At 71.0% G+C, this 24,226-nt stretch carries 22 protein-coding genes; 16 read left to right on the top strand and 6 right to left on the bottom strand.

Features of this window, described 5'->3' with window-relative positions; translation table 11 throughout:
• Positions 1-190: 190 nt before the first annotated feature.
• Positions 191-1,495 (bottom strand): multiprotein-bridging factor 1 family protein, encoded by a 1,305-nt coding sequence (locus ACH34R_RS01480; RefSeq protein ID WP_397559459.1) that lies wholly within the window; start codon positions 1,493-1,495, stop codon positions 191-193.
• 221 nt (positions 1,496-1,716) lie between these two features.
• Between ACH34R_RS01480 and ACH34R_RS01475 the strand changes: the two genes are divergently transcribed.
• Together ACH34R_RS01475 and ACH34R_RS01470 are read left to right on the top strand one after the other, a co-directional pair.
• A complete protein-coding gene (locus ACH34R_RS01475) occupies positions 1,717-2,004 on the top strand; it encodes a hypothetical protein (protein ID WP_397559458.1) in 288 nt (95 codons plus the stop codon).
• A gap of 244 nt (positions 2,005-2,248) precedes the next feature.
• Entirely contained in the window at positions 2,249-2,482 is a 234-nt protein-coding gene (locus tag ACH34R_RS01470) for a hypothetical protein (RefSeq protein WP_397559457.1), read from the top strand.
• Between the two features lie 1,019 nt (positions 2,483-3,501).
• Here ACH34R_RS01470 and ACH34R_RS01465 read toward each other — a convergent pair.
• The 5 genes from ACH34R_RS01465 to ACH34R_RS01445 form a co-directional block, all read right to left on the bottom strand.
• Positions 3,502-4,653: a PP2C family protein-serine/threonine phosphatase gene (locus ACH34R_RS01465; RefSeq protein WP_397559456.1), complete on the bottom strand. Its 1,152-nt coding sequence runs from the start codon at positions 4,651-4,653 to the stop codon at positions 3,502-3,504.
• Between the two features lie 231 nt (positions 4,654-4,884).
• The gene (locus ACH34R_RS01460; protein WP_111165395.1) at positions 4,885-5,379 is read right to left on the bottom strand and encodes a transcriptional regulator; all 495 of its coding nucleotides are present in this window, start codon (positions 5,377-5,379) and stop codon (positions 4,885-4,887) included.
• A gap of 272 nt (positions 5,380-5,651) precedes the next feature.
• Entirely contained in the window at positions 5,652-6,587 is a 936-nt protein-coding gene (locus ACH34R_RS01455; RefSeq protein ID WP_397559455.1) for a universal stress protein, read from the bottom strand.
• Positions 6,584-7,996, bottom strand: coding sequence for an amino acid permease (locus ACH34R_RS01450; protein ID WP_397559454.1), 1,413 nt, complete (start codon positions 7,994-7,996; stop codon positions 6,584-6,586). Before ACH34R_RS01450 ends, ACH34R_RS01455 begins: the two co-directional genes overlap by 4 nt.
• Before the next feature lie 56 nt (positions 7,997-8,052).
• Positions 8,053-9,288 carry an arginine deiminase gene (locus ACH34R_RS01445; protein WP_397559453.1) on the bottom strand — a complete coding sequence of 412 codons (1,236 nt, stop codon included), beginning with the start codon at positions 9,286-9,288 and terminating at the stop codon, positions 8,053-8,055.
• Positions 9,289-9,484: 196 nt separating this feature from the next.
• Between ACH34R_RS01445 and pyrR the strand changes: the two genes are divergently transcribed.
• From pyrR to metK, 14 genes are all read left to right on the top strand, one after another.
• The gene (pyrR, locus tag ACH34R_RS01440) at positions 9,485-10,066 is read left to right on the top strand and encodes a bifunctional pyr operon transcriptional regulator/uracil phosphoribosyltransferase PyrR (RefSeq protein ID WP_397559452.1); all 582 of its coding nucleotides are present in this window, start codon (positions 9,485-9,487) and stop codon (positions 10,064-10,066) included.
• Positions 10,063-10,980, top strand: a complete 918-nt coding sequence (locus ACH34R_RS01435) for an aspartate carbamoyltransferase catalytic subunit (RefSeq protein WP_397559451.1) — start codon at positions 10,063-10,065, stop codon at positions 10,978-10,980. The genes pyrR and ACH34R_RS01435 overlap by 4 nt, the downstream gene beginning before the upstream one ends.
• Positions 10,977-12,275, top strand: coding sequence for a dihydroorotase (locus tag ACH34R_RS01430; protein ID WP_397559450.1), 1,299 nt, complete (start codon positions 10,977-10,979; stop codon positions 12,273-12,275). The genes ACH34R_RS01435 and ACH34R_RS01430 overlap by 4 nt, the downstream gene beginning before the upstream one ends.
• Positions 12,275-13,390 carry a glutamine-hydrolyzing carbamoyl-phosphate synthase small subunit gene (gene carA, locus ACH34R_RS01425; protein WP_397559449.1) on the top strand — a complete coding sequence of 372 codons (1,116 nt, stop codon included), beginning with the start codon at positions 12,275-12,277 and terminating at the stop codon, positions 13,388-13,390. The genes ACH34R_RS01430 and carA overlap by 1 nt, the downstream gene beginning before the upstream one ends.
• On the top strand, positions 13,383-16,685 hold the full coding sequence (carB, locus tag ACH34R_RS01420; RefSeq protein WP_397559448.1) for a carbamoyl-phosphate synthase large subunit: 3,303 nt from the start codon (positions 13,383-13,385) through the stop codon (positions 16,683-16,685). Before carA ends, carB begins: the two co-directional genes overlap by 8 nt.
• 48 nt (positions 16,686-16,733) lie before the next feature.
• A complete protein-coding gene (locus ACH34R_RS01415) occupies positions 16,734-17,621 on the top strand; it encodes a dihydroorotate dehydrogenase electron transfer subunit (RefSeq protein WP_397559447.1) in 888 nt (295 codons plus the stop codon).
• The gene (locus ACH34R_RS01410) at positions 17,611-18,642 is read left to right on the top strand and encodes a dihydroorotate dehydrogenase (protein ID WP_397559446.1); all 1,032 of its coding nucleotides are present in this window, start codon (positions 17,611-17,613) and stop codon (positions 18,640-18,642) included. The genes ACH34R_RS01415 and ACH34R_RS01410 overlap by 11 nt, the downstream gene beginning before the upstream one ends.
• Positions 18,639-19,340, top strand: coding sequence for an orotidine-5'-phosphate decarboxylase (gene pyrF / locus ACH34R_RS01405; protein WP_397559445.1), 702 nt, complete (start codon positions 18,639-18,641; stop codon positions 19,338-19,340). Before ACH34R_RS01410 ends, pyrF begins: the two co-directional genes overlap by 4 nt.
• Before the next feature lie 172 nt (positions 19,341-19,512).
• Positions 19,513-19,836, top strand: a complete 324-nt coding sequence (mihF, locus tag ACH34R_RS01400) for an integration host factor, actinobacterial type (RefSeq protein WP_111165406.1) — start codon at positions 19,513-19,515, stop codon at positions 19,834-19,836.
• A gap of 121 nt (positions 19,837-19,957) precedes the next feature.
• Positions 19,958-20,554, top strand: a complete 597-nt coding sequence (gene gmk / locus ACH34R_RS01395) for a guanylate kinase (protein ID WP_397559444.1) — start codon at positions 19,958-19,960, stop codon at positions 20,552-20,554.
• 28 nt (positions 20,555-20,582) lie between these two features.
• Positions 20,583-20,846: a DNA-directed RNA polymerase subunit omega gene (gene rpoZ, locus ACH34R_RS01390; RefSeq protein WP_111165407.1), complete on the top strand. Its 264-nt coding sequence runs from the start codon at positions 20,583-20,585 to the stop codon at positions 20,844-20,846.
• Positions 20,847-20,856: 10 nt separating this feature from the next.
• Positions 20,857-22,056, top strand: a complete 1,200-nt coding sequence (gene coaBC, locus ACH34R_RS01385; RefSeq protein ID WP_397559443.1) for a bifunctional phosphopantothenoylcysteine decarboxylase/phosphopantothenate--cysteine ligase CoaBC — start codon at positions 20,857-20,859, stop codon at positions 22,054-22,056.
• Positions 22,057-22,263: 207 nt separating this feature from the next.
• Positions 22,264-22,632, top strand: coding sequence for a hypothetical protein (locus ACH34R_RS01380; protein WP_111165409.1), 369 nt, complete (start codon positions 22,264-22,266; stop codon positions 22,630-22,632).
• 254 nt (positions 22,633-22,886) lie between these two features.
• Positions 22,887-24,080, top strand: coding sequence for a methionine adenosyltransferase (gene metK, locus ACH34R_RS01375; protein WP_111165410.1), 1,194 nt, complete (start codon positions 22,887-22,889; stop codon positions 24,078-24,080).
• The last annotated feature ends 146 nt before the right edge of the window (positions 24,081-24,226 follow it).

Below are 24,226 nucleotides of genomic sequence, written 5' to 3'. Positions count from 1 at the left end.
GCAGGGCCATGTGGTACTCCTGTGCCCACTCCGCGCCGTGCAGCCCTATGTTCTTTGAGGGCCAGCAGCGCAAGGCCAATATTGGGGGAGTTGTAGTCCGGGGTCAGCCAGGGCTCATCCCCGGCCGGTGGGTGAGCACTGGCCGGAGCCCTTCGCTTCCTACTTCTTCGCTGCCAGCGATCCGGCACGCTCAGGCGGCAGCCAGCGCCCGCAACTCCTGTGCGGCGGGCAGAGCGTGCGCCTGCTCAGGTACGGCCGCTAGGATCCGGCCAAGGATCATGTGTCGCATGGGGGTCAAGCGAGCTACGCCACCGGCAATGGTAACGGCTTGACTCAAGCCGTCTTCAACCTGTCCTTGATGGATATGGGCAAGTGCCTGGATCAGGCGAAGATTGCCACCTGTTAGACCGGGCGGATAGCTAGCGATCGCTTGATCAACCGCGCTGGGCGCTTTGTTCTTATCGCCCAGAAAAGCGTACACGTAGGCAGTCGTGCGATGTATAAGGGCTTCGGGGTAGCTGGTCCCGATCGACGCCCCAATGGCACTGGCTGCGGTGACGCTGCTCGGCAGCTTCTCGAATGTAGTTGTAAGACTCTGCAACGCGGCGGTCGCCGTGGCTTTCTCCCCTCGCATGGCGAGAAGCTTTGCCTGAACTTCGTGGGCGACCGCGAGGCCGACACTAGGCGAACCATTCGCGTGCCGCATCGCATCGTCGAGCATGTCGCTGATCATGGAGTGCGGCCGATTCTGCCAAAAGGCACAGTCGGCTTCCCTTGCTCGGACCCACACCGACAAGTCGCGATCCCCCGACACATCGGCTGCGCGCCGCGCGGTCTGCCACGTCAAACGAGCCGGTCGTTGGTTGCCGGCGTCACTGAAATCTGTGGCCATAAGCGCGGCCAACCGGGCGCTGACGCGCTGCAATCCAGCACGCGCGGATGGGGATTGCTCGCGCTTCAGCACACCACTCACCGAGATGAGGTCTGCCGTCAGATCGCCGATCAGTGCGCTGGGTGGTTCGGCGTAGTAGAGCTGGCCATAAGTTCGTACCGTTCGCTCCCAGTCGTCGAGACCCAAGGTGTCCTGGACGCCGGCCGAGCGCTCGATGCCCGCTAAGACGGTTTCCAGACTGCCGGGGGGTACCAAGGCACCGGTACCGAGAGCTGCTAGGAGTTGAATCGCTGCACGGCGTTCCATGTCGTCGTCCTCTCCGTCGCGGGTCGAGGATCTCTGATGCAGCGTACCGCCGAGCCGGCGATCCAATTCAAGGGCTTTCGCGTAGAGCGCCACCAGATCGCCACCCGCCCCAACGAGGCCATCGACCGTGATCACCGCGTCTTCGTCCGGCCGATGGACGCCACGTTCCCACTTGCCGACCACCGACAAGTCCACATGGGTGGCGTCTCCAACCTCACGCAGGCTCAGGCCTGCGTGCTGGCGACGCTGACGCATCACGGCACCGAAGATGTGCCACACCGGGTTCAGGTCGGCCATCGTGTCCTCGCGAAGTCGTGATTGGCGCGCGGTTGGCGCGCCAAGCCAACGGTCTGGTCCAGCCCCTCGGTCAGTCTCATGATGACACCAGCGCGTAGTCACGCAGAGTGAAACAGACGGAACCCGCCGAGACGCTCGCAACGCTCGACGGGTTCCTTGATCGCAGAGGAGGTCTGCGACCCGTGACAGATGATAGACAGCCCGAAGTACCCAAAGCGGGCATGATCGGTTTTACCGCCCAAGACGACGGCCTTTTCGTTGTGTGGGAGGTGGAGGCCGGCGACTGCGGGGCGAGTGGCGTGATCAATGACGAGGCCGCTGCCGAGAAGGCGATGCTCGACGCCCTCGCGACCTTCCAGCAGGGGCGCGGGCGGGTCCGGTATGCGCGGCTCGCCCCGGCCCCCCGCGCGGTCTACGACTACCGCTATGGCACGACCCTCGTCACCGCGCACCGGGCGGACGGCGTGACCGTCTCCATCGCCGGGGACGCGTGGGAGGACACCCCTTGAGCGGGTACGGCGGCGCGGCGAGGGCTTGCGCGTCGCCGTGCCGTACGGCGGGCCGGCGCGGGCCCGCCGGGCGCGGGCGGCTTCCAGGTGGTGTTCACGCTGCCCGCGCCATCCAGATCGCGGTACGGCCCCGCCCCATCGCCCCGGGGCCGTACCGTCCCGCACGAGGGGTTGGTAGTTCCTCGTGCCGCGCGGGCGGGCCGTGGTCGAGCGCCCGCCCGCGCCTTCTTCTCGGGGGTGTGCAGTGGAGGATCTGACACCCGACCAGCGGGCCTACCTGACCGCCATCGAGGCCACCTACCCCGGCTGGCACATCGTGGTGCAAGACGGATGGTGGTGGGCCACCAAGCACACCCCGCCCACTCGGGAGCAGAAGGCGGCCGGAGTACTGCCCCAGTTCGCCCGCCCTGGGCCGCACGAGATGGTGGCCGCGCTGAACGTGCAGCTCGGCATCCTCGCCCGGATGGGCGCGGCCTGACCCGCTCGGCGGGACGTCCTGGGTGAACGCCCCCGCCGAGAACATGAGCGAGCCCCCTCGGAGCCGGTCCGGTGGGGGCTCTTCCCGGTTATCAGAGCGCAGGCACGACCCGAAATGACGCTGATCGCCTTCGGCTGGCGGCCAGAGGCGAACGCGCTGTACCCGTAGGCCACCAGGCGGATGCCCAGACTCGCCGACAGCGGCTCATCGAAGCGGAGCTGGGCGGGCGCGGCGTTACCCTCCTCCATGAGGATGCAGTCGCGGAAGTCGGCCACGATGATCCTCGTTTCGTTCGCTCCCGCCCCGAGGCTGGTGGGCACGTTGCCGGACATGACCTTGCCTCCCGCGTCTGCCGGCTTGGGTCACAGCTCGGGAATCGTCGGCGGAGGTCACCCTGTTGACGCCGACCCCGTTGATGATCTGCCCGGCGTACGCCCTGGCGTGCACCTGTTGAAGATGGGTGCCTGGATGCGGCAGGCGGTGGGTGATGTGGTCAGTGTGGGAACGGCGAGCAAGGGCATGGCCCTGCGGAGCCTGCCACCAGAGCAGTGGGCATACGGACAGAAAGCACGTATCGGGGCCTTGCCATGATCAATTGAGACCCCCACGTACGCCACGATCGCGTCCCGCGAACTGGCGGGACATACCCGCAGCCGGAGCGGCCGACCTGCGAGATGTCCGGTTTGAAAAGTTCCCGCTACGCCTACTCGGCGGGCCGCCACCTACGGCACATGACGAGCCCCGGCGTCGGGCGGAGCCCGACACGAGGAAGACCGTCCGAGCGTCAGCGAGGGCCGAGCCCTTTGGCGCACAGAACGGAAGGGGCGGGACGGCCAGTAGAGGGCGGTGGGATTGCTCTCCTGGGGCCAGGGACCGGTAGGTAAGGGCGCGACCGACGCCGAGGCTGGGGAGGCCCGATACATCCGATTCGGGCCGGTACGTATGGCACACGACGAGCCCCGGCGTCGGGCGGAGCCCGACATGAGGAAGACCGTCCGAGTGTTAACGAGGGCCGAGCCTTAGGGTGTCTCGGCCGAAGGTGAGGGGTCGGGGTGGAGGGGGGCGGAGCTGCGGCGGAGGAGGAGCATGGCGGCGTCGTCGCCGAGGGGGCGGCCTACGTGCTTGAGCAGGTCGGCGCGGAGGGTGTCCAGGGAGGTCTGCGGGTCGGGGCCGGTCAGCAGGTGGACTCTGTCGGTCAGCGGATAGAACGCGCCGCCGTGGTCGCGGGCCTCTACGATCCCGTCGGTGTAGAGCAGGATCTGGTCCCCTTCGGCGAACCGTTCCACGAGCACGGTGGGCTCGTCGGGCTTGAGCCAGGCCAGGCCGAGCGGCGGCGTCTCCTCCGGCGGGTCGGCGAACTCCGCGCCGCCGTCCGCGCGGATGATCAGCGGGCTCGGGTGCCCGCAGTTCAGGATGGCGATCTCGTCCTCGTCGCGTACCTCGGCCAGCACCGCCGTGACGAACTGCTCGCCGGTGAGCCGCCGCGCCAGCGCCTTCTCCAGGCGGGTCACGACCCCGAGCAGGTCGCGTTCGTCGTAGGCGGCCTCCCGGAACGCGCCGAGCACGATCGCCGCGGTCTCGACCGCCTCCAGGCCCTTGCCCTGTACGTCGCCCACGATGACCCGTACGCCGCGCGGGTGGGTGACCACCTCGTACAGGTCGCCGCCGATGCGGGCCTCGGCGACCGCCGAGGTGTAGGACACCGCGACCCCGAGGCCGGGACCGACCCTGCGGGGCACCGGCCGCAGCAGCACCCGCTGGGCGGCCTCGGCGACCGAGCGGACATCGGCCAGGCGGCGTTCGTGGCGGGTCCGGGCGGCACTGGCGACCAGGCTGGCCAGGGTCACCCCCGCGATGGCCGTGAGCGCCACATGGAGGCGGTACTGGCCGCTGGGGCCCTGGGTGGAGAGCGGCAGGCACAGGGCGACGGCGACGATGCCGACCATCCCGGTGCGCTGCAGATCGCAGGCGACGCTGGCGAACGCGGGGCCGAGGGCCAGCAGCGGCAGCAGGCCGATGTCGGGGACGATCAGCCAGTCGGCGATCGCCACGATCGCCATCACGACGTAGGGGAGCACCAGCAGCAGCGAACGCGTGGCGGACGGCGTGGCGCGGTGCGCCGCCTGGCCGCGGCGAGGGCCGTCTCGCCCCCCGTCTGAAACGCGCGCCATACCCACCGATTCTCGTGCCCGTGCCTTGATCGTGCTCCCCTATGGCAAGATCCTGAAATCGCCGCCTGATGTTACCGGGCACGAAAGGGGTAATGCGACCGTGCGGCGGGGCGCCGCGGTGACGTGCGCCGGCGCCCGGCCCTGACGCGGACGTGCCCCTCTAAGAAGCGCCGAGGCGGCGGCGCCTCCTAAAGGGGCATCGGACGTGCGGCGAGCCGAGCCGGGGACGGATCAGAAGGACTCGACCGCGCGCCTCGCCTCGGCGTCGAGGACGCCCCAGCTGATCAGCTCTTCGGTCAGCTCGCCGGGCGACTTGTCATAGATCACCGCCAGCGAGCGCAGGTCTTCCTGCCTGATCGACAGCACCTTGCCGTTGTAGTCGCCACGCTGGCTTTGAATGGTCGCGGCATAACGGGCGAGCGCGCCGGCCTTCTCCTTGGGCAACTGGGAAAGCCGCTCCAGGTCGATGACCAGCTTCGGCGTCGGGCCGAGCGGGCTCGGCGCGGCGCCCCCGGGCAACAGCTCCGAAACGGGCACGCCGTAGAAGTCGGCGAGCTCCGCCAGCTTCTGCACCGTGACCGCGCGGTCGCCGCGCTCGTAGGAGCCGACGACAACGGCCTTCCACCGGCCGCGTGACTTCTCTTCGACTCCGTGCAGGGACAGCCCCTGCTGGGTGCGGATCGCGCGGAGTCGTGCACCCAGCGACTTGGCATACTCAGACGGCATCCTGTGGCCCCCCGGCTCTCTATGTAGCGCTCTCTCTAGATTGTCCTACCTCGCGGCTTATGCCCTGACCACCGGGGGTCGGTGCCAGGGGCAGGCACCAACGGTGACCATAGCGTTGGGGTTTAGCCCGGTACGCCACGAGGAGTGGTTACGCACAGTGACGGTAAAGCGGTGGACGCCGAAGGTCAAGCTGATTGGAAAAAAGATGCCGAATCCGGTCCGGTGAAGTACGCCGCATTCGTTACTCAGATCCCATATGAAACATGGGTTCGTCAGGGTTTGACATTCCTGCTTCTGCCGCTCGGCTCGGCCTTGGGGGTCCTGGGCAAGATCATAACAGGACGTGTGGCAGACCGAACGATCTTCAATGAGGTGTCCCCCAGAAACACCCTGCGCAGCGGCCCGGAGTCGCTGGAGGCGCAGATCAGCAGCTCGCCGGGGAGCCAGCCGGCCGAGGCCAGCGCGTCCCCGACGTTCCTCGCCTCGGCCATCTCCGCCGTCACCTCCGGTGAGCCGGGCAGCCCCGGCTCGCGGACGGCCAGCGCCAGATCCTCGGTGTACTGCTCGCGCGAGCGGCGCAGCATGTCCTCTTCAAGGGCCGCCCGCCGGGCGCCGCGCACCGCCGGGCTCGGGACCACCAGCGTGAGCAGCCGCAACGGCACCCCCAGGCGGGCCGCCCCGGCCGCGGCCAGGCGCACCGCGGCGTCGCAGCCCGGGCTGCGCCGGTAGGCGACGGTCAGCCGGTCGATCGCGGGCGGGGGACGCTCGCCGTACCCGGCGGGGGCCAGCGCGACCGGCACGGGGGAGGAGTGCAGCAACTGGTCGGCGGTGCTGCCGACGGCGATCCGCCCGCGGGCCGCGCGCGGTGGCGACCCGATGACGATGACCTCCGCGCCGCTCCGGCGGGCCACCGCGGCCAGGCCGTGGCCGCTGCCGCGGTCCACGCCGATGATGCGCTCCGGCCCGCCCGGCCCGTCCCCGGAGACCAGGCCCGCCGCCTCCTCCAGCGCCTCCTCGGCCCGCTCGCGCAGGTAGCGGGTCCATTCGGCGTCGACCTTCGCGCTGCCCGGTGTGGTCCAACCTGGCGGCCTGATGGCGGCGACGGTGAGGGCGCGGGAGTCGTGACCGGCCAGCAGGGCGCCCAGGGCGAGCGCGTCCCTGCCGCCCCGGTCCGGGGTGTAGCCGGTGAGGACGCCGGCGTACCTCATCGCGCACCTCTGGCGAGGCGGGAATGGCGAAAGCCGTACCCGAAGTAGACCAGCAGGCCGAACGCCGCCCAGGCCAGGAACGTGAGCCAGGTCGCGGAGTCCAGCCGGCTCATCAGGAACAGGCAGAACACCACGCCGAGGATCGGCGTCAGCGGGTACAGCGGCGTGCGGAAGGACCGGCGCAGCCCCGGCTTGGTGCGGCGCAGCACCACCACCCCGGCGTTGACCACGGCGAAGGCGAACAGCGTGCCGATGCTGGTGGCGTCGGCCAGCCGGCCGAGCGGCACCAGCCCGGCCAGCAGCGCGATGAAGGCGGCCACGATGAGGGTGTTGGCGGCCGGTACCTGGCGGCGCGGGCTGACCCGCTGGAAGATCCGGGGGATCAGCCCGTCACGGGACATCGCGAACAGGATGCGGGTCTGGCCGTACATGACGGTGAGCACGACGCTGAAGATCGCGATCACCGCCCCGGCGGAGAGCACCGCCGAGGGCCAGGCCGCGCCGGTGGTCTCGGTGAGGACCTGGGCGAGCGACGCCTCAGAGCCCGCCAGCCGCTGCCACGGCATCGCGCCCACCGCCGACAGCGCCACCAGCACGTAGACGACCGTGACGATGGCCAGGGACAGCAGGATGGCCAGCGGCAGGTCGCGCCGCGGGTTCCTGGACTCCTCACCGGCCGTGGAGGCGGCGTCGAAACCGATGTAGGAGAAGAACACCTTCGCTCCGGCGGCGCTGATCCCGGCCGCGCCCATCGGGGCGAAGGGGGTGAGGTTGCCCGTGTCGAACGCGCTGAACGCCACCACGCAGAAGAACAGCAGGACCCCGACCTTGACGAACACCATGATCACATTGGCGGTGGCGCTCTCCGACGCCCCGCGCAGCAGCAGCGAGGTGGCCAGCGCGACCACCACGACTGCGGGGACGTTGACCACCCCGCCCGACCCCGGCGGCCCGGCCAGCGCCTCGGGGATGACGACGCCGGCCACCTGCCGCAGGAACTCGTTGAGGTACTGGCCCCAGCCCACCGCGACCGCCGAGACCGACACCGCGTACTCCAGGATCAGGCACCACCCCGCCACCCATGCCACCAGCTCGCCCAGCGTCGCGTACGCGTAGGAGTAGGAGGACCCGGAGATCGGGATCGTGCCGGCCAGCTCGGCGTAGGACAGCGCCGAGAACAGCGCGGTCACCGCGGCCAGGACGAAGGCCGACACGACGGCCGGACCGGCCAGCGGGGTGGCCTCGCCGAGGATCACGAAGATGCCGGTGCCCAGCGTGGCCCCCACGCTGAAGAGGGTGAGCTGGGTGAGCGTCATCGTGCGGCGCAGCTCGCCGCCCTCGCCCTGGCCGCCCTCGGCGACGATCTCCTCGGCGGGCTTGGTGCGCAGCACCCGCCGCCAGCCGTTCACCCGCCGCCCCCCGCCCGCGCGGTGCCGTCCATGGGTACTCCGGGCCGCTTGCGGGGTCAGATGCCGTCGCGTTCCAGCGGGCAGCTCAGGCAGCGCGGGCCGCCGCGCCCGCGGCCCAGCTCGCCGCCGGGCACGGTCACCACCTCCACGCCCCGGTCGCGCAGGAAGTTGTTGGTGGTGGTGTTGCGGTCGTAGGCGATCACCACGCCGGGCTCGATGGCCAGCACGTTGCACCCGTCGTCCCACTGCTCGCGCTCGGCGGCGTGGACGTCCTGCTGCGCGGTGAGGACCTCGATGTCGCCGGTGCCGATCGCGTTGCCGATCGCGCGGTGCATGTCCTCCGGGGCGTGGTCGGTGACCTTCAGCTCCTTGTCGTTGTCGCCCGGCTCGATCGTGTAGGAGGGCAGCATGCCCAGGCCCGCGTACTTCGTGAAACGCCCGTCGCCGACCATCGTCATGACCGTGTCCAGGTGCATGAAGGCGCGGGCCTTCGGCATGCTCAGCGCCACGATCGTGGTCGCCGAGCCGGCCTTGAACAGGTTGCGGGCGACGAGTTCGACCGCCTGCGGCTGGGTGCGCTCGCTCACCCCGATCAGCACCGCGCCCCTGCCGAGGACCAGCACGTCGCCGCCCTCGATGGTGGCCGGGGCCATCGCCGTGCCCGGGTACCACACCCGAAAGCCGCCATCGGCCCGCTCCGCGGCGAACATGGGGTGCCAGCGGTAGACGGCCTCCATGTTGACGGTCTCGTTCATCCGCGCCTTCTTGCGCATCGCGTTGATCGAGACGCCGTCGTAGATCCACGAGGAGTTGTCGCGGGTGAACATGTGGTTGGGCAGCGGCTGGAGGATGAAGTCGTCCGGGGCCAGGCAGTGGAAGGCCAGGCTCTTGGGGGCGCAGTCGTGCTCCATGATCTCGCGCTTGGTGATGCCGCCGGTCAGGTACGTCTGCAGCGCCGCCGAGCCGAGCGAGTCGAGGGTGTTGCGGATGGCGTCGGTGGCCAGCGGGCCGAACCAGCGCTCGTCCACGATCTTGTCCAGGATGTGCTTGCGCGCCTCGGGGATCTCGACCGTCTCGCGCAGCAGGTCGGCCAGCAGATGGACCTCGATGCCGCGCTCGCGCAGCACCCGCTGCCACTGCTCGTGCTCCTCCAGGGCCCGCTGCACCCACAGGACGTCGTCGAACAGCATGCTGTGCATGTTGCTCGGGGTCAGCCGCTTGAGGGCGAGCTCGGGCTTGTGCACGAGCACCCGGCGCAGCCGGCCCACCTCGGAATCGACGCGAAAGCTCATCTGACCCCCTTGACGACTTACAGACCCTCCCCGCCCCAGACGGGCGTCAAACGCCGCGCTCAGCGAGGTTTCGTGCATTGTGGCTGGTAGAGGTGCGTGAGGGTGATGTGGGCCGATTCCATGGGGCTGCTAGGGTGATGGGGCCACGAATCCTTTAAGACCCGTCCCGTGAGGCGGGAAAGGCGGTGATTTTCGCATGTCCGACGCCCCCAGGGCGGTCCTCGACGGACCGGACATCAACCGGGCGCTGACCCGGATCGCGCACGAGATCATCGAGCGCACCAAGGGTGCGGAGGGCGTCGTCCTGCTCGGCATCCCCACCCGGGGGGCCACGCTCGCGCGCCGCCTCGGCGACCGCATCGCCCAGTTCGAGGGACTGAAGGTCCCCGTGGGCTACCTCGACATCACGATGTACCGTGACGACCTGCGCCTGCGCCCCGCCCGCCCGCTGGGCCGCACCGAGCTGCCGCCCGACGGCATCGACGACAAGACCGTGGTCCTGGTGGACGACGTCCTGTTCTCCGGCCGGACGGTCCGGGCCGCCCTCGACGCCCTGGGCGACGTCGGCCGCCCCCGCGCGGTGCAGCTCGCGACGCTGGTCGATCGCGGCCACCGGGAGCTGCCGATCCGCGCCGACTACGTCGGGAAGAACCTCCCGACCGCCAAGAGCGAGCAGGTCAAGGTCCACCTCACCGAGATCGACGGGCGTGACGCGGTGCTGCTGTTCAAACCCGGGCCCGACCAGCGGCCCGGGGCGGCCGAGGGGAGCGAGCGGTGAAACGGCATCTGATCTCGGCCGCCGACCTCACCAGGGACGACGCGCTGCTCATCCTGGACACCGCCGACGAGCTGGCCAGGGTCTCGGAACGCTCCATCAAGAAGCTGCCGACGCTGCGCGGCCGTACGGTGGTCAACCTGTTCTACGAGGACTCCACCCGGACGCGGATCTCCTTCGAGGCCGCGGCCAAGCGGCTGTCCGCCGATGTGATCAACTTCTCCGCCAAGGGGTCGAGCGTGTCCAAGGGCGAGAGCCTGAAGGACACCGCCCTGACCCTCCAGGCGATGGGCGCCGACGCGGTGGTCATCAGGCACGGCGCCTCGGGCGCCCCGCACCGCCTGGCGACCTGGGTCGACGGCAGCGTGGTCAACGCCGGCGACGGCACCCACGAGCACCCCACCCAGGCGCTGCTGGACGCCTTCACCATGCGCAGCAGGCTGGGCGCCCTGGACGGCCGCCGGATCACGATCGTCGGCGACGTGCTGCACAGCCGCGTCGCCCGCTCCAACGTGCTGCTGCTGCACACGCTCGGCGCGGAGGTGACGCTGGTCGCGCCGCCGACCCTGCTGCCGGTCACGGTCCAGTCCTGGCCGTGCGAGGTCTCCTACGACCTCGACGCCGTGCTGCCCAAGGCCGACGCGGTGATGATGCTGCGCGTGCAGAAGGAGCGGATGAACGACGCCTACTTCCCGAGCGCCCGGGAGTACAGCCGCCGCTACGGGCTCGACCGCGACCGGCTGGCCAGGATGTCGGAGGACGCGATCGTGATGCACCCGGGGCCGATGAACCGCGGCATGGAGATCGCCGCCGACGTCGCCGACTCGCCCCGCTCCACCATCGTCGAACAGGTCGCCAACGGCGTGACCATCCGCATGGCTGTTCTGTACCTGCTGCTCGGGGGAGAGACCCAGTGATCCTGATCAAGAACGCCCGCGTGCTCGGCGGCGACCCCGCGGACGTCCTCGTCCGCGACGGCGTGATCGCCGAGGTGGGCACGGGTCTGACCGCCGCGGGGAGCACGGTGATCGACGCCGCCGGGCTGATCGCCCTGCCCGGCCTGGTCGATCTGCACACCCACCTGCGCGAGCCCGGCCGCGAGGACGCCGAGACCGTCGAGTCCGGCACCCGCTCGGCCGCGCTCGGCGGGTTCACCGCCGTCCACGCGATGGCCAACACCTCGCCGGTGGCCGACACCGCCGGGGTGGTCGAGCAGGTGTGGCGGCTCGGCCAGGAGGCCGGGCACTGCGACGTGCGACCGGTCGGCGCGGTCACGATCGGCCTGGCCGGCGAGCGCCTGGCCGAGCTGGGCGCGATGGCCGACTCGGCGGCGGGGGTGCGCGTCTTCTCCGACGATGGCAAGTGCGTCTCCGACGCGGTGCTGATGCGCCGCGCGCTGGAGTACGTCAAGGCGTTCGACGGCGTGATCGCCCAGCACGCGCAGGAACCGCGACTCACCGAGGACGCGCAGATGAACGAGGGCTCGGTGTCGGGCAGGCTCGGCCTGACCGGCTGGCCGGCCGTCGCCGAGGAGGCGATCATCGCCCGCGACTGCCTGCTCGCCGCGCACGTCGGCTCCCGGCTGCACGTCTGCCACGTCTCCACCGCCGGATCGGTCGAGATCCTGCGCTGGGTCAAGTCCAAGGGCTGGAACAACATCACCGCCGAGGTCACCCCGCACCACCTGCTGCTCACCGACGACCTGGTGGAGACCTCCCCACTGGGCTCCTACAACCCGATCTACAAGGTCAACCCGCCGCTGCGCACCCGCGACGACGTGCTCGCGCTGCGCGACGCCCTCGCCGACGGCACGATCGACTGCGTGGCCACCGACCACGCGCCGCATCCGGTCGAGGACAAGGAGGCCGAATGGGCCGCCGCCGCGATGGGCATGATCGGCCTGGAGACGGCGCTTTCCGTGGTCCAGGAGGCGATGGTGGACACCGGGCTGCTGGACTGGGCGGGGGTGGCCGACCGGATGTCGGCGCGCCCGGCCCGCATCGGCCGCCTCACCGGCCACGGCCGGCCGCTCGCCGCCGGCTCCGCGGCCAACATCACCCTCTACGACCCCGCCCCCCGCACGGCCGTCGACCCGCACGGGTTCGCGTCCAAGAGCCGTAACACCCCCTACGAAGGCATGTCACTGCCCGGCCGAGTGGTGGCCACGCTGCTGCGCGGCAGGCCGACCGTCATGGAAGGGAAGCTGGTCTGATGGCCGTCCTCGTTCTCGAAGACGGGCGTGTCTTCCGCGGCGCGCCGTACGGCGCGCGGGGGGAGACGTTCGGCGAGATGGTGTTCAACACCGGCATGACCGGCTACCAGGAGACCCTCACCGACCCCTCCTACCACCGCCAGATCGTGGCGATGACCTCCCCGCACATCGGCAACACCGGCGTCAACGACGATGACCCCGAGTCCTCCAGGGTGTGGGTCGCCGGCTATGTGGTCAGGGAGCCCGCCCGCGTCCACTCCAACTGGCGGGCCACCCGCGGCCTGCACGACTACCTGGCCGACCAGGGCGTGGTCGGCATCGCGATGCCGGGCACCCGGGCGCTCACCCGGCACCTGCGCGAGCGCGGCGCCATGCGCGCCGGGATCTTCTCCGGCACCGGTGCCGAGGCGCCGGTCGCGGAGCTGGTCGAGCGGGTGCGCCACTCGCCCGGCATGGTGGGGGCCGACCTCGCCGCCGAGGTCTCCACCCGCGAGCCGTACGTGGTGCCGGCGATCGGGAGGCGGCGTTTCACCGTCGCCGCGGTCGATCTCGGCATCAAGGCGATGACCCCGCACCGGATGGCGGAGCGCGGCTGTGAGGTGCACGTGCTGCCCGCGTGGTCCACGGCCGGGGAGATCCTCGCCCGCGACCCCGACGGGGTGTTCTTCTCCAACGGCCCCGGCGACCCGGCCGCCGCCGACGCCCAGGTGGAGGCGCTGCGCGGGGTGCTCGCGGCGGGCCGGCCGTTCTTCGGCATCTGCTTCGGCAACCAGCTCTTCGGGCGCGCGCTCGGCCTTGGCACCTACAAGCTGCGCTACGGCCACCGCGGGGTGAACCAGCCGGTCCAGGACCGGCGCACCGGCAAGGTCGACATCTCCGCGCACAACCACGGCTTCGCCGTACGGGCCCCGCTGGACGGGCCGTTCGACACGCCGTACGGCAGGGCGGAGGTCAGCCACGTCAACCTCAACGACGACTGCGTCGAGGGCCTGCGGCTGCTCGGCGGCCCGGCCTTCAGCGTCCAGTACCACCCGGAGGCGGCGGCGGGGCCGCACGACGCGGCGGGCCTGTTCGACGAGTTCTGCGACCTGATGGGGGCGAAGCAGGGTGCCTAAGCGCACGGACATACAGTCGATCATGGTCATCGGCTCCGGGCCGATCGTGATCGGTCAGGCGTGCGAGTTCGACTATTCGGGCACCCAGGCGTGCCGGGTCCTGCGCGCCGAGGGCTTCCGGGTGATCCTGGTCAACAGCAACCCGGCCACGATCATGACCGACCCCGAGTTCGCCGACGCGACCTACGTCGAGCCGATCGTCCCCGACTTCGTCGAGAAGATCATCGCCAAGGAGCGCCCGGACGCGCTGCTGCCGACGCTCGGCGGCCAGACCGCGCTGAACACCGCGATCGCGCTGCACGAGGCCGGCGTGCTCGAACGCTATGGCGTCGAGCTGATCGGCGCCGACGTCGAGGCGATCCAGGCGGGGGAGAACCGCGAGAAGTTCAAGGGGATCGTCGCCAAGGTCGCCGCAGAGCACGGCTTCAACGCCGAGTCGGCGCGCAGCGCGATCTGCCACACGATGGACGAATGCCTGGCCGCCGCCGAGGAGCTGGGCTACCCCGTCGTCGTGCGGCCGAGCTTCACCATGGGCGGCGCGGGCTCGGGGTTCGCCCACGACGAGCGCGAGCTGCGCCGCATCGCCGGGGCCGGGCTCGACGCCTCGCCGACCACCGAGGTGCTCCTTGAGGAGTCCATCCTCGGCTGGAAGGAGTACGAGCTGGAGGTCATGCGCGACAAGCACGACAACGTCGTCATCGTGTGCTCCATCGAGAACATCGACCCGATGGGCGTGCACACCGGCGACAGCGTCACGGTCGCGCCCGCCATGACCCTCACCGACCGCGAATACCAGAACATGCGCGACGTCGCCATCGCGGTGATCCGCGAGGTCGGCGTGGACACTGGCGGCTGCAACATCCAGTTCGCGGTCGACCCCGGCACCGGCCGCATGATCGTGATCGAGATGAACCCCCGGGTGTCCCGGTCCAGCGCGCTGGCCTCCAAGGCCACCGGCTTCCCGATCGCCAAGATCGCCGCCAAGCTGGCCGTCGGCTACACGCTCGACGAGATCCCCAACGACATCACCAAGGAGACCCCCGCCTCCTTCGAGCCCACGCTCGACTACGTGGTGGTCAAGGTGCCGCGGTTCGCCTTCGAGAAGTTCGACGGCGCCGATGAGACCCTGACCACGCACATGAAGTCGGTCGGCGAGGCGATGGCGATCGGCAGGTCCTTCCCCGAGGCGCTCCAGAAGGCCCTGCGCTCGCTGGAGAAGAAGGGCGCGCCGTTCACCTGGGCGGGCCCTCCCGGGGCCCTCCCGGAGCTCCTCACGGCCGTGCGCAGGCCGCACGACGGCAGACTGGGCAACGTCATGCGCGCGATCAGGGCCGGGGCGACCCTCGCGCAGCTCCACGAGGCCACCTCGATCGACCCGTGGTTCCTGGACCAGCTCCAGGCGATCGACGAGGGGGCCCGCGCGCTGGCCGAGGCCGCCGATCTGACCGCCGCCGACATCCTGGCGGCCAAGCGGCTCGGGTTCAGCGACGCCCAGATCGCCGAGATCCGCGGCATGGACGAAGCCCGGGTCCGCGACCTGCGCCACGCCCTGGGCCTGCGGCCGGTCTACAACACGGTCGACACCTGCGCCGCGGAGTTCGCCGCCCGCACGCCGTACCTCTACTCCACCTACGACGAGGAGAACGAGGTCCCCTACGGCGAGCGCCCCAAGGTCATCATCCTGGGCAGCGGGCCCAACCGCATCGGCCAGGGCATCGAGTTCGACTACGCCTGCGTGCACGCCTCCTTCGAGCTGTCGCGGGCCGGGTTCGAGACCGTCATGGTCAACTGCAACCCCGAGACCGTCTCCACCGACTACGACACCTCCGACCGGCTCTACTTCGAGCCGCTGACGCTGGAAGACGTCCTGGAGGTCGTCCACGCCGAGCAGCAGAGCGGCCCGGTGGCCGGCGTCATCGTGCAGCTCGGCGGGCAGACCCCGCTGGGCCTGGCGCAGGCGCTGAAGGACGCGGGCGTGCCGGTGGTCGGCACCAGCCCCGAGTCCATCCACCTGGCCGAGGAGCGCGGCGCGTTCGGCAGGGTCCTGGCCGAGGCCGGGCTGCCCGCGCCCAAGCACGGCACCGCGCTGACCACCGGGGAGGCCCGCGGCGTCGCCGCGGAGATCGGCTACCCGGTGCTGGTGCGGCCCTCCTACGTGCTCGGCGGGGCGGGGATGGCGATCGTCTACGACGACGAGACGCTGACCTCCTACATGTCCAAGGCCGTGGGGGAGCACCCGGTCCTGATCGACAGGTTCCTCGACGAGTCCATCGAGATCGACGTGGACGCGCTCTTCGACGGCGACGACCTCTACCTCGGCGGCGTCATGGAGCACATCGAGGAGGCGGGCATCCACTCCGGCGACTCGGCCTGCGCGCTGCCGCCGATCACGCTGGGCTCGGCCGACATCAAGCGCATCCGCGCGGCGACCGAGGCCATCGCGCGGGGCGTGGGGGTGCGCGGGCTGCTCAACGTCCAGTACGCGATGTCGGCGGGGGTCCTGTACGTGCTGGAGGCCAACCCGCGGGCCAGCCGTACGGTGCCGTTCGTGTCCAAGGCCACGGCCGTGCCGCTGGCCAAGGCGGCGGCGCGGGTGATGCTGGGCGCGACCATCACCGAGCTGCGCGCCGAGGGCATCCTGCCGGCCACCGGCGACGGCGGCACCCTGCCGCTGGACGCGCCGGTCGCGGTCAAGGAGGCGGTGCTGCCCTTCAACCGCTTCATCCACGCGGTCAACGACGGCGTGGACACCGTGCTCGGCCCGGAGATGCGCTCCACCGGCGAGGTGATGGGCATCGACGAGGTCTTCGGCACCGCCTACGCCAAGTCCCAGACCGCGGCCTACGGCTCGCTGCCCACCAAGGGCCGCGCGTTCGTGTCGGTGGCCAACCGCGACAAGCGGGCGATGATCTTCCCGGTCAAGGCGCTGGCCGATCTCGGTTTCGAGATCCTGGCCACCGAGGGCACCGCCGAGGTGCTGCGCCGCAACGGCGTCCGTGCCAAGATCGTGCGAAAGCACAGCGAAGGACCGGGCCCGGACGGCGAGCCGACGGTCGTGGGCCTGGTCCTGGACGGTCAGGTGGATCTCATCGTGAACACGCCCTTCGGCAGCCCGGGACAGTCCGGGCCGCGCCTGGACGGCTATGAGATCCGGACCGCCGCGGTGCTCCGCGGCATCCCGTGCATCACGACCGTGCAAGGACTCGCCGCGGCGGTTCAGGGTGTCCAGGCCATCGTCCGGGGCGATGTGGGCGTACGGTCCCTCCAGGAGTACGCGCGAGCGCTGCGGGGCTGACCGGCCCCGTCGCGGAGGTGATGGAAGACGGCTGCGACCCCGGTACAGGTGACCGGCACGGTGCTGACCACGCGCCGGGTCGATGCCTACCATGCCCTGACGGTGGTGGCCCCGGGGATCGCGGAGCACCTGCGGCCCGGCCATTTCGTGGCCGTGGCCGTGGGCGGCCCGCAGTCGTCGATGCTGACCCGAAGGTCGTTCTCCGTCCACGACGTCAAGCCCGACTACGGCGGCACGGTCGAGCTGGTGTTCACGGTACGCGGGCCCGGCACGTCCTGGCTGGCCGATCGGCGCGCGCGCGACACGCTCGACGTGGTCGGGCCGCTCGGCCGGCCGTTCCCGCTGCCCCGTGACCCGGTCAACTGCGTGCTGGTGGGCGGCGACTACGGCTCGGCGACGCTGTTCGGGCTGGCCGACGCGTTGCAGCGGCGGGGGTGCCGGGTCGACTTCGTGATCGGCGCGGAGTCCGCCGACCGGGTCTTCGGCGCGCTGCGGGCCCGCCGGATGGGCGAGACCACGACGCTCACCACCGAGGACGGCTCGCTGGGCATGCGCGGCAAGGTGACCGACGTGCTGCCCGGCGTCATCGCCGACGTCCGCGCGGACGTCGTCTACGCGTGCGGCCCGATGGAGACGCTGCGCGGGGTCACCGCGGTCGCCATCGAGTTCGACATTCCCGTGCAGGTGTCCGTGGAGGAGGCGATGGCCTGCGGGTTCGGCGTGTGCATGACGTGCGTGCTGCCGGTGATCGGGGAGGACGGGATCACCCGGATGGTCCGCGCGTGCGTGGAGGGGCCGGTGTTCCGCGGTGAGCGGGTGCGGTTCGAGGACGTCGGGACGATTCCGTTCGACGCGGCGGGCGCGCCGGGCGCGCCGTCGGCTTCGACGACGCCCGCGTCGCCGGGCGGAGGTGGCGGACCCCGAAATGTCAGTTGATATGCGGACTTATCTGGCGCATGTGGAGCTGGCCAACCCGATCACGACGGCGGCCGGCTGTGCCTCCTCCGGCCGCGAGCTGTCCCAGTTCTTCGACCTCAACCGGATCGGCGCGCTGGTGACCCGCTCGATCACCATGGCGCCCCGGGCCGGCCGCCCCACCCCGCGCATGGCGGAGACGCCCTCTGGGCTCCTCAACGCCGTCGGACTGCAGGGGCCGGGCATAGACGCCTTCCTCGATCGCGAACTCCCCTGGCTGGCCCACAGGGGCGTGCGCACGGTGGTCTCCATCGGCGGGGGCACCGTCAACGAGTACGGCGCGCTCGCCCGGCGGCTCACCGACGCGCCCGGGGTCACCGCGGTGGAGGTCAACCTCGCCTGCCCCAACATCGAAGACCGCGGCAGGGTCTTCGCCAGGGACGGCGCGGCGGCGGCCGAGGTGGTCTCCTCGGTCCGCGCCCTGATGCGCTACGACGTGCCGGTGATCGCCAAGCTGTCCCCGGACGTGGCCGACATCGTCGCGGTCGCCCGGGCCTGCGTGGACGGCGGCGCCGACGCGCTGTCCATGATCAACACACCGGTGGGGATGAGCATCGACACCGAGACCCTGCGCCCCGCGCTCGCCGCGGTCACCGGAGGGCTGTCAGGGCCCGCCGTACGGCCCCTGGCGGTGCGCTGCGTGTGGCAGGTGTACGCGGCCCTGCCCGGCGTGCCGATCGTCGGCGTGGGCGGCGTGCTGACCGGCAGGGACGCCTTCGAGCTGATCCTCGCGGGCGCCTGCGTGGTCGGCGTCGGCACCGCGCTGTTCCACGACCCCTACGCGTGCCTGCGCATCCTGCGCGAGCTAGAGGAGCTGCTGTCCGCCCGCGGCTTCCAACGCCTGGCCGACGCCGTCGGCCTGGCCCATCACCACCCGCCGGGAGGCGGCACCCGGCACCGCCCCGACGTCCTGCCCGACCCGGGCGCGCCCGGCTTCGGCGCCGCCCCCGGCGGATCAGACCTGGAGGAGAGTTCCCTTTGACGCCCGCACCCATCGCCGTCGCCCTGGACGCGCCCGACCTCGAAACCGCGGCCCGCTGGGCGGCACTGGTGACCCCGCACGTCAGCACCGTCAAGGTGGGCCTCGAACTCTACCTCCGGTACGGCCCCGACGTGATCGCCTCCGTACGCGGCGCCAGCGGCGTGAACATCTTCCTGGACCTCAAGCTCCACGACATCCCCAACACCGTCGCAGGGGCCGCCAAGGCCGTCGCCAGGCTGCGTCCCACGATCCTGACCGTCCACGCGGCGGGCGGCCCGGCGATGATCCGGGCCGCGGTTGACTCCGCGCCCGGCACCCGGATCGCCGCGGTGACCTTGCTCACCTCGCTGTCGGAGGCCGACCTGGACCGGATCGGCCTGGCCGGCCCGGCGATCGACGCCGTGCGGCGGCTGGCCGTCCTCGCCGTCGGCGCGGGCGCCCGGGCGCTGGTCTGCTCGCCCCGCGAGGTCGCCGCGGTGCGTGCCGAGGTCGGCCCGGACGTGATGTTGATCACTCCCGGAGTGCGGCCGGACGGCGCCGCCAGCCAGGACCAGGCGCGCGTCGCGACGCCGGAGCAGGCTCTCGCGGACGGCGCGGACCTCCTCGTGATCGGACGGCCCATCACCGGCGCGGCCGATCCCGGTGCCGCTGCGGCAACCATAGCGGCTGTGCTGCGCCGTATGATCCCGACCCCCTGAAACCACGGTGGTGAGGGCCATTTGGTGAACAACGTGTTATTTCACCATCGCGGAGAGTGATGAAGAAGATTTTGTCGGCACCGAAACGCCCCTTGACGTTGCTTGAAGGTCAATGACCAGCTAGTTTCCCTTCCCGTCCGAGTACATCGACAGAAATTCGAGGTGACCCGGCGTGGCTCTTCCTCCCCTGACCCCCGAGCAGCGCGCCGCAGCCCTGGAGAAGGCTGCCAAGGCTCGCAAGGAGCGTGCCGAGGTCAAGAACCGGCTCAAGCACGGCGCGGTTTCTCTGGCTGAGGTGCTGAAGGATGGTCAGACCGACGACGTCATCGGCAAGATGAAGGTGTCGGCGCTGTTGGAGTCGCTCCCTGGCGTGGGCAAGGTCCGCGCCAAGCAACTCATGGAGCGGCTCGGTATCGCCGAGTCCCGCCGCGTGCGCGGGCTCGGAGCCAACCAGCGCGCTTCCCTGGAGCGCGAGTTCGGCGCCTCCGAGAACTGATCTGGGAAGCGCCGAAGAGATTCATCGGGGGTATGGAGTGACCGATACGTCGTGGACCGGGGAGACCCGGGATCACCAGGCCGCCGCCTCAGGCGGTCCGGACACGCGTGACGGTGACTCCATGCCCTCCTTGGCAGGCCCCGGCCGCCCCGAGGATCTTCCCCGGGGCCCGGGGAGGCGCCTGACGGTCCTTTCCGGACCGTCCGGCGTCGGCAAGTCCACCGTCGTCGCCGAGCTCCGGAGGGCGCACCCGCAGGTGTGGCTGTCGGTCTCGGTGACAACGCGGCACCCGAGGCCGGGCGAGACCCACGGAGTGGAGTACTTCTTCGCCGGCGACGCGGAGTTCGACCGCCTCGTCGCCGAGGGGGAGCTGCTGGAGTGGGCCGAGTTCGCCGGCAACCGGTACGGCACGCCGCGCGGCCCCGTGCTCGAACGCCTGAACGCCGGAGTGCCCACCCTGCTGGAGATCGACCTCCAGGGGGCCAGGCAGGTCCGGGAGAGCATGCCGGAGGCCCTGCTGGTGTTCCTGGCCCCGCCGAGCTGGGAGGAGCTGGAGAACCGCCTCCGCGGGCGCGGTACCGAGCCTGAAGACGTCATCGCCCGGCGGCTGGAGGCCGGCCGGGTGGAGCTGGCGGCCGAGAAGGAGTTCGACGTGACGCTGGTCAACACGTCCGTCCCTGACGTGTGCCGCCGCCTGATAGCCTTGATGAGCGCGTAGCAGCTACCCAGATGAGAGGTCCACCAACGTGGCAGGCACTGCCCCGGTCGCCGAGGGCATCACCAACCCGCCCATCGACCAGCTTCTCGACGTGGTCGACAGCAAGTACAGCCTTGTGATCATGGGCGCCAAGCGGGCGCGTCAGATCAACGCCTACTACTCCCAGCTCGGCGAGGGCCTGCTGGAGTACGTCGGCCCGCTGGTCGAGACGCACGCCCAGGAAAAGCCGCTGTCCATCGCGCTGCGCGAGGTCAGCGAGGGTCTGCTCACCGCCGACCCGATCGAGGGCTGACATCGCCGGGGTGTTCCGCGTCGTTCTCGGCGTGAGCGGCGGCATCGCCGCCTACAAGGCGTGCGAGCTGCTCCGCCTGTTCACCGAGTCGGGGCATCAGGTCCGCGTCGTGCCGACCCGCGAGGCCCTGCGATTCGTCGGCGAGCCGACGTGGGCCGCGCTGTCGGGCAACCCCGTCTCCGCCGAGGTGTGGGACTCGGTTCATGAGGTGCCGCACGTCCGCATCGGCCAGGAGGCCGATCTGGTGGTCGTCGCCCCCGCCACCGCCGACGTGCTGGCCAGGGCCGCCCACGGCCTGGCCTCCGACCTGCTGACCAACACCCTGCTCACCGCCCGGTGCCCGGTCGTCTTCGCGCCCGCCATGCATACCGAGATGTGGGAGCACGCCGCCACCCGCGCCAACGTCGCGACGCTGCGCGAGCGCGGGGCCGTGGTGATCGAGCCCGCCGTGGGCAGGCTGACCGGCGCCGACAGCGGCCGTGGCCGGCTGCCCGACCCGCGCGAGATCTTCGACCTGTGCGTGCGCGTCCTTGCCGGGCGTGACCGCGACCTGGCCGGCCGGCACGTGGTCGTCTCCGCCGGCGGCACCCGCGAGGCGATCGACCCGGTCCGCTTCATCGGCAACCGCTCCTCGGGGCTGCAGGGCCTGGCCCTGGCCCGGACGGCGCTGGCCAGGGGCGCGGAGGTCACCCTGCTGGCGGCCAACGTGGCGCTGCCCGACCCGCCGGGGGCCAAGGTGGTGCGCGTGGAGTCGGCCCTCGAACTCCGCGAGGCCGTGCTCGCCGCGGCCGAGACGGCCGACGCGGTGGTGATGGCGGCGGCGGTGGCCGACTTCCGCCCGGCCGCGACCAGCGACTCCAAGATCAAGAAGACGGCCGGCGAGCCCGATCCCATCCGCCTGGTCCAAAACCCGGACATCCTGGCCGAGCTGGGGGAGCGCCGCCGTACCGGGCGGCTGCCCGGCGCCACGGTGCTCGTGGGGTTCGCCGCCGAGACCGACGACGTGCTGGCCAACGGCGCGGCCAAACTGGCCCGCAAGGGCTGCGACCTTCTGGTCGTCAACCAGGTCGGCGCGGGCAAGGCGTTCGGCACCCCCGACAACGCGGCCACGATCCTGTCCACCGGCGCCCCGCCGCTGGAGATCCCGCTGGGCCCCAAGGAGGGCCTGGCCGACACCGTGTGGGATCTCGTCTCCACCCGCCTGTCCTGACCGCCGTCCGCCCCGGACGGACACGGGGACGTTCCTTCTTTGTAGCGCTGTGGATGGATTGTCGGCTCTGTGCTGTGATATGAGCGTGCGTGGCCATTGCGGCATGCTTGGCGCAGGCGGATACTCACCGCAGGGCCTCCCCGCGGTGACGCCGGGTGTCGGGCCGCCCAGGTGCCGGTTCGCTGCGGGTCGCGGAGGAGGCTGGAAATGCCGGTGAGCAGCACGGTCCGTGCGCGCTGCCGGGCGCTGCTGCGGCCGGGGGAGGCCATTCGCTACATCTTCCCCGCGCTGTCGGTCGGCTCCCCGGGAGAGGCGCACTTCCTCGTCACCGTCACCGACACGTCCATCTTGGTGATCTCCACACGGATGTTCAGCAAGGACCAGCCCGTCGCGGTCTACGCGGCCCATCCCCGCCACACCCGCCTGGGGCCGGTGGACCACTCGCTCGGCCCGGTGATCAGCCTGGGCGGGCTGTCGCTGGAGATCGACGAGGAGTACGTCCCCGTGGTGTGCGCGGCCGACGCCGAGGTGTTCGCCCCCGAGACCCTGCCCGCCGACCCGCTGCCGGACCTTTGAACGCCGGCATCCGCGCCGCGGGGGCCGCAAAGCGGGACGGATCGCCGGGCCACTCCGCGGATACGGCCGAGGCCGTACTATCGACGTAACCGGATCCCGGCCCGCGCGGCGTGACCTCATACGGCCGTGCCGGGTTTGATCCGGGTTTCGCCGTGCGACCTTAGGTCAAGCTAGACTGCGGCGAAGCATTTGTGGCGTGCCCCCCGCGCGCCACACCCCACCCGTCAGCAGCCGCTGCATGAGGAGCCACTCAGTTGTCCCGTCGCCTCTTCACCTCCGAGTCGGTCACCGAGGGCCATCCGGACAAGATCGCCGACCAGATCAGTGACGCGATTCTCGACGCGATGCTCAAGGACGACGCGACCAGCCGCGTCGCCGTCGAGACGCTGATCACCACCGGCCAGGTCCACGTCGCCGGCGAGGTGACGACGGAGACCTACGTCGACATCCCGGCCCTGATCCGTGAGAAGATCCTGGAGATCGGCTACGACGCTTCGCACAAGGGCTTCGACGGCGCCTCCTGCGGCGTGTCGGTGTCCATCGGCGCACAGTCGCCCGACATCGCCCAGGGCGTCGATGACGCCTACGAGAACCGCGAGGGCCTGGGCGTCGACGACCTCGACCGCCAGGGCGCGGGCGACCAGGGCCTGATGTTCGGCTTCGCCTGCCGCGAGACGCCCGAGCTGATGCCGCTGCCGATCATGCTGGCGCACCGGCTGGCCGCCCGCCTGTCGGAGGTCCGCAAGTCCGGCACCGTCCCCTACCTGCGTCCCGACGGCAAGACCCAGGTCACCGTCGAGTACGACGGCGTCGTCCCGGTCCGCCTGGACACGGTCGTGGTCTCCACCCAGCATGCGGCGGAGATCGACCTCAAGGAGATGCTGGCCCCCGACCTCAAGGAGCACGTGGTCGACCCCGTGCTCGCCGGGCTGGAGATCCCGAGCGACGGCTACCGCCTGCTGGTCAACCCGACCGGCCGGTTCGAGATCGGCGGCCCGATGGGCGACGCCGGCCTGACCGGGCGCAAGATCATCGTCGACACCTACGGCGGCATGGCCCGCCACGGCGGCGGCGCCTTCTCCGGCAAGGACCCGTCCAAGGTCGACCGCTCCGCCGCCTACGCGATGCGCTGGGTCGCCAAGAACGTCGTGGCCGCCGGGCTGGCCGAGCGCGCCGAGGTGCAGGTCGCCTACGCGATCGGCAAGGCCCAGCCGGTCGGCGTGTTCATCGAGACCTTCGGCACCGAGACCGCTCCGGTCGAGAGCATCCAGAAGGCCGTGCTGGAGGTCTTCGACCTGCGCCCGGCCGCGATCATCCGCGACCTCGACCTGCTGCGGCCGATCTACTCCCAGACCGCCGCCTACGGCCACTTCGGCCGCGAGGAGCCCGACTTCTCCTGGGAGCGCACCGACCGCGCCGAGGCCCTGCGCGCCGCCGTGGGCGCCTGACCACCCACGGCCACGAAGGACTCGCTCTTCTCCGCCCCGCCGCCCTCGCCGCCGCGAGGGGCGGGGCGGAAGTACGCGCACGCCTGGACATCCGGCGGCCGGCGATCCAGGATTGGAAAACGCAGATCTTCGGGGAGTTGGTGACC

It is taken from the genome of Spongiactinospora sp. 9N601, from assembly GCF_044326295.1.
Classification (GTDB): domain Bacteria; phylum Actinomycetota; class Actinomycetes; order Streptosporangiales; family Streptosporangiaceae; genus Spongiactinospora; species Spongiactinospora gelatinilytica.
The sequence above is the reverse complement of the archived record's forward strand: the minus strand, read 5'-3'. Positions and strand labels throughout refer to the sequence as shown.